The organism is Kitasatospora sp. NPDC057692, assembly GCF_042799475.1.
In the GTDB taxonomy this organism is placed as follows: domain Bacteria; phylum Actinomycetota; class Actinomycetes; order Streptomycetales; family Streptomycetaceae; genus Kitasatospora.
Map to the genome: position 1 here is coordinate 1 of NZ_JBHVIV010000156.1, position 9,224 is coordinate 9,224.

General features: G+C 71.4%; 8 protein-coding genes. All 8 read right to left on the minus strand.

The annotated features are described in order from the left end of the window. Positions 1-51: 51 nt before the first annotated feature. The gene (gene metK, locus ACFVFS_RS39755) at positions 52-1,260 is read right to left on the minus strand and encodes a methionine adenosyltransferase (RefSeq protein WP_380629934.1); all 1,209 of its coding nucleotides are present in this window, start codon (positions 1,258-1,260) and stop codon (positions 52-54) included. Between the two features lie 152 nt (positions 1,261-1,412). Then, a complete protein-coding gene (gene coaBC, locus ACFVFS_RS39760; RefSeq protein WP_380629935.1) occupies positions 1,413-2,648 on the minus strand; it encodes a bifunctional phosphopantothenoylcysteine decarboxylase/phosphopantothenate--cysteine ligase CoaBC in 1,236 nt (411 codons plus the stop codon). Positions 2,649-2,817: 169 nt separating this feature from the next. Beyond that, positions 2,818-3,084, minus strand: coding sequence for a DNA-directed RNA polymerase subunit omega (gene rpoZ / locus ACFVFS_RS39765; protein WP_030056185.1), 267 nt, complete (start codon positions 3,082-3,084; stop codon positions 2,818-2,820). A gap of 36 nt (positions 3,085-3,120) precedes the next feature. After that, entirely contained in the window at positions 3,121-3,678 is a 558-nt protein-coding gene (gmk, locus tag ACFVFS_RS39770) for a guanylate kinase (RefSeq protein WP_344338787.1), read from the minus strand. A 49-nt stretch (positions 3,679-3,727) separates the two neighbouring features. After that, a complete protein-coding gene (mihF, locus tag ACFVFS_RS39775; RefSeq protein ID WP_030056187.1) occupies positions 3,728-4,054 on the minus strand; it encodes an integration host factor, actinobacterial type in 327 nt (108 codons plus the stop codon). A gap of 359 nt (positions 4,055-4,413) precedes the next feature. Beyond that, positions 4,414-5,247 (minus strand): orotidine-5'-phosphate decarboxylase, encoded by an 834-nt coding sequence (pyrF, locus tag ACFVFS_RS39780; protein ID WP_380629936.1) that lies wholly within the window; start codon positions 5,245-5,247, stop codon positions 4,414-4,416. A gap of 41 nt (positions 5,248-5,288) precedes the next feature. Then, positions 5,289-6,395 carry a quinone-dependent dihydroorotate dehydrogenase gene (locus ACFVFS_RS39785; RefSeq protein WP_380629938.1) on the minus strand — a complete coding sequence of 369 codons (1,107 nt, stop codon included), beginning with the start codon at positions 6,393-6,395 and terminating at the stop codon, positions 5,289-5,291. A 66-nt stretch (positions 6,396-6,461) separates the two neighbouring features. Then, the coding region (gene carB / locus ACFVFS_RS39790) for a carbamoyl-phosphate synthase large subunit (protein WP_380629937.1) at positions 6,462-9,224 on the minus strand (2,763 nt) is incomplete at its 5' end.

The window sequence follows — 9,224 nt, forward strand, 5'->3', positions numbered from 1 at the left end:
CCCGGTGCTCCGGGCGGCCGCCACCTGCCGTTTAACGCTCGGATCCGCCGATCAGGCCGCGACGGCCTTCTTCAGCTGCTCCACGCGGTCGGTCCGCTCCCAGGTGAAGTCCGGCAGCTCACGGCCGAAGTGGCCGTACGCGGCGGTCTGCGAGTAGATCGGGCGCAGCAGGTCCAGGTCGCGGATGATCGCGGCCGGACGCAGGTCGAAGACCTCGGTGACGGCCTTCTGGATGGCGAGGACCGGCACGGTCTCGGTGCCGAAGGTCTCCACGAACAGGCCGACCGGCTCGGCCTTGCCGATCGCGTACGCGACCTGCACCTCGGCGCGGCGGGCGAGGCCGGCGGCGACGATGTTCTTCGCCACCCAGCGCATCGCGTACGCGGCCGAGCGGTCCACCTTGGACGGGTCCTTGCCGGAGAAGGCGCCGCCGCCGTGGCGGGCCATGCCGCCGTAGGTGTCGATGATGATCTTGCGGCCGGTGAGGCCGGCGTCGCCCATCGGGCCGCCGATCTCGAAGCGGCCGGTCGGGTTGACCAGCAGGCGGTAGCCGTCGGTCACGAGCTTGATGCCCTGGTCGGCCAGCGCCTTCAGCTCAGGCTCCACGACGAACTCGCGGATGTCCGGGGTGAGCAGCGACTCCAGGTCGATGTCACTGGCGTGCTGGGTGGAGACGACCACGGTGTCCAGGCGCAGCGCCTTGTCGCCGTCGTACTCGATGGTGACCTGGGTCTTGCCGTCGGGGCGCAGGTACGGGATGGTGCCGTTCTTGCGGACCTCGGTGAGGCGGCGCGAGAGGCGGTGGGCCAGGGTGATCGGCAGCGGCATCAGCTCGGGCGTCTCGTCGGACGCGTAGCCGAACATCAGGCCCTGGTCACCCGCGCCCTGGCGGTCCAGGTCGTCCTCGTCGCCCTCGACCCGGGCCTCGTACGCCTCGTCGACGCCCTGGGCGATGTCCGGCGACTGCGCGCCGATCGACACCGAGACGCCGCAGGACGCGCCGTCGAAGCCCTTCTTGGAGCTGTCGTAACCGATCTCCAGGATCTTGTCCCGGACGAGCTGCGCGATCGGGGCGTACGCCTTGGTGGTCACCTCGCCGGCCACGTGCACCTGGCCGGTGGTGATGAGCGTCTCCACCGCGACCCGGGAGGTCGGGTCCTCGCGGAGGAGAGCGTCAAGGATGGTGTCGCTGATCTGGTCAGCGATCTTGTCGGGGTGTCCCTCGGTGACGGACTCCGAGGTGAACAGGCGGCGAGACACAGCGCTCCCTGGGGTTGCAGCGGCTGCTGACTGAAAGACCCCGGACGGATCCGGGGGCTTCCGGAAAGACTTGATTCCTGGAGTGTAACGGTCAGCTACCGAGAAACGTCACGCCATTCCGCGATTGGAGACCCGCCGACCACTCTGCGAGATCAGTCGACGAAGGATTCGAGCCGTTCCGCGACGAGGTCCCAGACGACGTCCGCGAGGACCTCCTTCGGACCCACCGGAACGGGCGTCTCGCTGCCGTCGGCGCCCAGCACCACGGCCTCGTTGACGTCCTGCCCGAAGGCCTTGCCGTCGCCGACCTCGTTGACGACCAGCAGGTCGCAGCCCTTGCGCGCGAGCTTGGCCCGGCCGTGCGCGAGGACGTCGTCGGTCTCCGCCGCGAAACCCACGACGAGCTGGCCCGAACGGGTGCGGTGGGCGGAGAGCTCCGCCAGGATGTCGGGGTTGCGGACGAGCTCCACCGGCGCCGGCTCGACGCCCTCGACCTTCTTGATCTTGCCGGTGGCGTAGACGGCGGGCCGGAAGTCCGCCACCGCCGCCGCCATGACCACGGCGTCCGCGTCCTCGGCCGCCTTCAGCGCGGCCTCGCGCAGCTCCAGCGCGGTCGCCACCCGGACCACGTCCACCCCGGCCGGGTCGGGCAGCGCGGCATTGGCCGAGATCAACGTCACACGCGCCCCACGGGCCGCGGCGGTGGCCGCCAAGGCGTAGCCCTGCTTCCCGGAGGAGCGGTTGCCGAGGTACCGGACCGGGTCCAGCGGCTCGCGGGTGCCGCCGGCCGAGACCACCACGTGCCGCCCGGCCAGGTCGCTCCGCCCGCCGCCGTACCGCAGCACCGCGCGGCAGGCGTCGAAGATCGCGGCCGGCTCGGGCAGCCGGCCCTTGCCGGTGTCCTTGCCGGTGAGCCGCCCGCTGGCGGGCTCCAGCACGATCACGCCCCGGCGGCGCAGCGTGGCGACGTTCTCCCGGGTCGCCGGGTGCTCCCACATCTCGGTGTGCATCGCGGGCGCCAGCACGACCGGGCAGCGCGCGGTGAGCAGGGTGTTGGTCAGCAGGTCGTCGGCGAGCCCGTGGGCGGCCTTGGCCATGAGGTCGGCGGTGGCCGGGGCGACCACCACCAGATCGGCGTTCTGCCCGATCCGCACGTGCGGCACCTCGTGCACGTTCTCCCAGGTCTCGGTGGCGGCCGGGCGGCCGGAGAGCGCCGCCCAGGTGGCCTCGCCGACGAAGTGCAGCGCCGCCGCGGTGGGCACCACCGTCACCTGGTGGCCGGACTCGGTGAACCGGCGCAGCAGCTCGCACGCCTTGTAGGCGGCGATGCCGCCGCTGACGCCGAGGACGACCCGCGGTGCGTCCGTCCGCTCCGTGCTGCCGCTCATGTTCCCCAGCTCTCCTCGTCGCGGTCCTCAGGTGCCCGCCAACCCTACGGCGCGCCGGCGATCACCCGCACCGCGGCACCCCCGCGACCCGCGGGGCGCCCCCGGAGAACGCCGAAGGGCCCGGCGGAGCGGACTCCGACGGACCCTTCGCACGAAGGTTGGGACCGCCTCAGGCGGCCTCGACCGCCTCGGCGGTCAGCATGCCGGCGTTGATCTCGCGCAGCGCGATCGACAGCGGCTTCTCGTGCACGTGGGTGTCGACCAGCGGGCCGACGTACTCCAGCAGGCCCTCGCCGAGCTGGGAGTAGTACGCGTTGATCTGACGCGCACGCTTGGCCGCGTAGATGACCAGGCTGTACTTGGAGTCGGTGGCCTCAAGCAGCTCGTCGATCGGCGGGTTGATGATGCCCTCGGGCGCGGTCATGGAAGAGGACACGCGAAAACCTTCCGAAAGGGTGGAAAAGACAACAGGTCAGCCTACACCGAGCAAGGCTAGCAGTTCGCTCGCCACCTGCTCGACGGAGGTGTTGACCAGGGTCGTGTCGAACTCCGGCTCGGCCGCCAGCTCGACCTTGGCGGCCTCCAGCCGCTTCTCGATCACGTCCTGCGGCTCGGTGCCCCGGCCGGTGAGCCGGCGGACCAGCTCGTCCCAGCTCGGCGGGGCCAGGAAGACCAGCTGCGCCTCGGGCATGGACTCGCGCACCTGCCGGGCGCCCTGCAGGTCGATCTCCAGCAGCACGGGCTCGCCGCGCTCCAGCTTCTCCTGGACCGCCGCCCGGGGCGTGCCGTAGCGGTTCCCCGCGAACACGGCCCACTCCAGCAGCTCGCCGTTGGCGATCAACTTGTCGAACTCGTCGTTGTCGACGAAGTGGTACTGGACCCCGTTCTGCTCGCCCGGCCTCGGGTGGCGGGTCGTCGCCGACACCGAGAGCCAGACCTCGGGGTACTGCTTCCTCATATGAGCGACGACCGTGCTCTTGCCGACCCCCGAGGGGCCGGAGAGCACGGTCAGCCGCGGACGCTCACTCATGCACCGATTATCCCGGATCGCGGACGATCCCGGGACCACGGGGGCACGGTCAGGCGGCACCGCCGCCGAACTCCCGCTCCAGGGAGGCGATCTGGTTGGTTCCGAGCCCGCGGACACGACGGCTCTCGGAGATGCCGAGCCGCTCCATGATCTGCTTGGCACGAACCTTGCCGACGCCCGGAAGGGACTCCAGCAGGGCCGAGACCTTCATCTTGCCGATCACGTCGTTGTCGGCCTTGCCGGCCTTGATCACCTCGTGCAGGGAGGCGCCGGAGTGCTTGAGCCGGTTCTTGACCTCGGCGCGCTCCCGGCGAGCCTCGGCGGCCTTGGCGAGCGCGGCGGTGCGCTGTTCAGGGGTAAGGGGCGGAAGAGCCACGCCGTTCACCTCAGGGTGGATGGAAGGGATTGAACTATGACTGTTGTGCTTCCCAGGACACCGGCCAGGAAGCGAACTCGCCGCCCCTGACCTGCGGGAGCAGCGGGTTTCGCGGCTCCTCGGTGACCTATCGCCGGACACTACCCGGATTGCGGCTCCGCGTCAGGAAAAGAACACGAAAAGTCCTGGTCAGCCAAGGCCGACCAGGACTTTCCCGGGCAAAATGACCGTGATTGCGAACCTTTGGCGGCACCGATGTGACGGCGCTCACGTCAAGCCGCCGCCCCGGCGGGCCGTCGCAGCACGTCATGGCGGCACTGCGCAGCGTTCGCCAGGAGCGAACCCCTCCTCCTCGTCCGCTACTTGACCGCGTCCGCGTACTCCTGGACAAAACGGTCGGCGGCCGAGCGCAGCGCCTCCACCGAGGGGCCGTACTTCAGGACGTCCCGGCTGACGCTCGGCACCACGTTGCGCACCGAGGCGCCGAAGACCCGCGGCAGGTCCGCCATCGTCGCGCCCTGGGCGCCGATGCCGGGGGCGAGCAGCGGGCCGTTGATCGCCAGGTCCACGCCCGCGTCGGCCAGCGTCGCGCCGACCACCGCGCCGAACGAGCCCAGCGGCTCCGCACCGGCGTTCTCGGCGGCCAGCTGCCGCAGCACGGCGGCCGCCACCGGCTCGCCGTCCGCGCCGACGGCGCGCTGCACCTCGGCGCCCTCCGGGTTGGAGGTGAGCGCCAGCGCGAAGACGCCCGCGCCGTTGGCCGTGGCGAGGTCCAGCGCCGGGCGCAGCGAACCGAAGCCCAGGTACGGGCTCACGGTGACGGCGTCCGAGAACAGCGGGCTGCCGGGCGACAGGAAGGCCTCCGCGTAGGCGGCCATGGTGGAGCCGATGTCACCGCGCTTGGCGTCCATCAGGACGAGCGCACCGGCCGCCCGGGCCTCCTCGACGGACTTCTCCAGGACGGCGACGCCCCGGGAGCCGAAGCGCTCGAAGAAGGCGGCCTGCGGCTTGAGCACGGCCACCCGGCCGGCCAGCGCCTCGACGACGGTGCGGCTGAAGGTCTCCAGGCCCGCGACGGTGTCCTCCAGGCCCCAGGCGGCGAGCAGGGAGGCGTGCGGGTCGATGCCGACGCAGAGCTGGCCGCGGGTGTCCAGGGCGTGGCGCAGGCGGGTGCCGAAGGGGGCGAGGGTCATGACGTCCTTCCGAAGGGCTCGTAGCGGGGGGTTGGGGCGGCTCAGGACCGCTGGTCCACGGCGCTGCCGACGGCCGCGGCCAGGCTGCGGAAGCCGCCGGCCCGGAGGCGGGCCGACAGGCCCTTGTGGATGCGCCGGCACCAGAACGGGCCCTCGTAGATGAAGGCGCTGTAGCCCTGGACCAGGTCCGCGCCGTGCAGGATCCGCTGCCAGGCGTCCTCGGCGGTCTCGATGCCGCCGACCGAGACCAGCACCAGCCGGCCCCCGGTGCGGGCGCGCAGCCGCTGGAGGACCTCCAGCGCGCGCTCCTTCAGCGGGGCGCCGGACAGGCCGCCCATGCCGATCTCCTTCACCCGGGCGGCGTCGCTGCGCAGGCCCTCGCGGCCGATCGTGGTGTTGGTGGCGATGATGCCGTCCAGGCCCAGCTCCAGGGCGAGGTCGGCGACCCCGTCGATGTCCTCGTCGGCCAGGTCTGGGGCGATCTTGACCAGCAGCGGCACATGGTGCGGGGTGGTCCGGTCGGCGGCCTCGCGCACCGCGCTCAGCAGCGGGCGCAGGTGCTCGACGGCCTGCAGGTTGCGCAGCCCGGGGGTGTTCGGCGAGCTGACGTTGACGACCAGGTAGTCGGCGAACCGGGCCAGCCGCTCGGTGGACTTCACGTAGTCGGCGACCGCGTCGGCCTCCTCGACCACCTTGGTCTTGCCGATGTTGACGCCCACCACCGGCGTGGAGCTGGTGTGCGAGCGGGTGGCGAGCCGCGCCGCGACCCGGGCCGAGCCCTGGTTGTTGAAGCCCATCCGGTTGATCAGCGCGCGGTCCTCGACCAGCCGGAACAGCCGCGGCTGCGGGTTGCCCGGCTGCGCCTCGCCGGTGACGGTGCCGATCTCGACGTAGTCGAAGCCGAGCATCGACAGGCCGTCGATGCCGACGCCGTTCTTGTCGAAGCCGGCCGCCAGGCCGAACGGGCCGGGCAGCGCCAGGCCGAGCGCGTCGGTGCGCAGCGCCCGGTCGCGCGGGGCGAGCACCAGCCGCACGAGGCCGCGCAGGCCGGGCACCGAGGAGGCCAGCCGGATCCAGAAGAAGGCCAGGTGGTGCGCCTTCTCGGGGTCCATCTTCTTGAAGACGAGGTCGAACAGCAGCTTGTACACAAAGTCCTCCCAGGGCATGGAAGTGGGGGGCACCCGGCGGTACTGGTGCCCCCCACTGGAGTGGTGCTACTTGGCGCGGCCGGCGTTGATCAGCTCGGCGTGCTCCTGGAGCGACATGACACCGACCTCGTCGCGCAGCAGCCGGTCGATGCCCTGGACGGCGGCGCCCATGGCCTGGACGGTGGTCAGGCAGGGCACGGCGCGGGCGACGGCGGCGGTGCGGATCTCGTAGCCGTCGAGACGGCCGCCGGTGCCGTACGGCGTGTTGATGATGAGGTCGACCTCGCCGTCGTGGATCAGCTGGACGATGGTCTTCTCGCCGTTGGGGCCCTCACCCTCGCTGTGCTTGCGCACCACGGTGGCGGGGATGCCGCCGCGCTGCAGCACCTCGGCGGTGCCGGCGGTGGCCAGCAGCTCGAAGCCGAGGCTGGCGAGCGCCCGGGCCGGGAAGACCAGGTTGCGCTTGTCGCGGTTGGCGACCGAGACGAAGACCTTGCCCTTGGTGGGCAGCGCGCCGTAGGCGCCGGTCTGCGACTTGGCGTAGGCGGTGCCGAAGACGCGGTCCAGGCCCATGACCTCGCCGGTGGAGCGCATCTCGGGGCCGAGGACGGTGTCCACGCCGCGGCCGTGGACGTCGCGGAAGCGGCTCCACGGCATCACGGCCTCCTTGACCGCGATCGGCGCGTCGGCCGGCAGCGTGCCGCCGTCGCCCTCGGCCGGCAGCAGGCCCTCCGCCCGCAGCTCCGCGATCGTCGCGCCCAGCGAGACCCGGGCCGCGGCCTTCGCCAGCGGCACCGCGGTCGCCTTGGACGTGAACGGCACGGTCCGCGACGCCCGCGGGTTCGCCTCCAGCACGTACAGGATGTCCCCGGACAGGGCGAACTGGATGTTGATCAGACCGCGCACGCCGACGCCGCGGGCGATCGCCTCGGTGGAGGCGCGCAGCCGCTTGATGTCGTGGCCGCCGAGGGTGATCGGGGGCAGCGCGCAGGCGGAGTCGCCGGAGTGGATGCCGGCCTCCTCGATGTGCTCCATGACGCCGCCGAGGTAGAGCTCGGTGCCGTCGAACAGGGCGTCGACGTCGATCTCCACCGCGTCGTCGAGGAAGCGGTCGATCAGCACCGGGTGCTCGGAGATCAGGCCGGCGTGGCGCTCCAGGTAGGAGGCCAGCGACGCCTCGTCGTAGACGATCTCCATGCCCCGGCCGCCGAGCACGTAGGAGGGGCGGGCCAGCACCGGGTAGCCGATCTCGTCGGCGATCGCCTTGGCCTCCTCGAAGGAGAACGCCGTGCCGTGCTTGGGCGCGGGCAGGCCGGCGTCGCGCAGCACCCGGCCGAAGGCGCCGCGCTCCTCCGCCAGGTCGATGGCCTCGGGCTGGGTGCCGACGATCGGCACCCCGTTGTCCTTGAGCGCCTGGGCCAGGCCCAGCGGGGTCTGGCCGCCGAGCTGGACGATCACCCCGGCCAGCGGGCCGGCCTGCCGCTCGGCGTGGACGATCTCCAGCACGTCCTCCAGCGTGAGCGGCTCGAAGTACAGCCGGTCGGAGGTGTCGTAGTCGGTGGAGACGGTCTCCGGGTTGCAGTTGACCATCACCGTCTCGTACCCGGCGTCCGCGAGCGCGAAGGACGCGTGCACGCAGGAGTAGTCGAACTCGATGCCCTGGCCGATGCGGTTCGGGCCGGAGCCGAGGATGATCACCGCGGGCTTGCTGCGCGGGGCGACCTCGTTCTCCTCGTCGTAGGAGGAGTAGAAGTACGGGGTCTTCGCCGCGAACTCCGCCGCGCAGGTGTCGACGGTCTTGAACACCGGGCGGATGCCCAGCGCGTGCCGCACCTCGCGGACCACGTCCGGCTTCAGGCCGCGGATCTCGCCGACCTGCAGGTCGGAGAAGCCGTGCCGCTTGGCGTGCCGCAGCAGCTCCGGGGTCAGCTTGTCCGCCTCCGCGAGCTCGCCCGCGATCTCGTCCAGCAGGAAGAGCTGGTCGACGAACCACGGGTCGATCCTGGTGGCCTCGAACACCTCCTCCGGGGTGGCGCCGGCGCGGATGGCCTGCATGACGGTGTTGATCCGGCCGTCCGTCGGCACGACCGCCTTGGCCAGCAGCTCCGCCTTGTCGCCGACCGGGCCGACCCAGCTGAACTGCGAGCCCTTCTTCTCCAACGAGCGCAGCGCCTTCTGCAGCGCCTCGGGGAAGTTGCGGCCCAGCGCCATCGCCTCGCCGACCGACTTCATGGTGGTGGTCAGCGTGGCGTCCGCGGACGGGAACTTCTCGAACGCGAACCGCGGGACCTTCACCACCACGTAGTCGAGGGTCGGCTCGAAGGAGGCCGGGGTCTCCTCGGTGATGTCGTTGGGGATCTCGTCGAGGGTGTAGCCGACGGCCAGCTTCGCGGCGATCTTCGCGATCGGGAAGCCGGTGGCCTTGGACGCCAGCGCCGAGGAGCGGGACACCCGCGGGTTCATCTCGATGACGATGACCCGGCCGTCCACGGGGTTGACCGCGAACTGGATGTTGCAGCCGCCGGTGTCGACCCCGACCTCGCGGATCACGGCGATGCCGATGTCGCGCAGGATCTGGTACTCCCGGTCGGTGAGCGTCATCGCCGGGGCGACGGTGATCGAGTCACCGGTGTGCACGCCCATCGGGTCGAAGTTCTCGATGGAGCAGACGACCACGACGTTGTCGCTCTTGTCGCGCATCAGCTCCAGCTCGTACTCCTTCCAGCCGAGGATGGACTCCTCCAGGAGCACCTCGGTGGTCGGGGAGAGCGTCAGGCCCTGGCCGGCGATGCGGCGCAGGTCCTCCTCGTTGTGCGCGAAGCCGGAGCC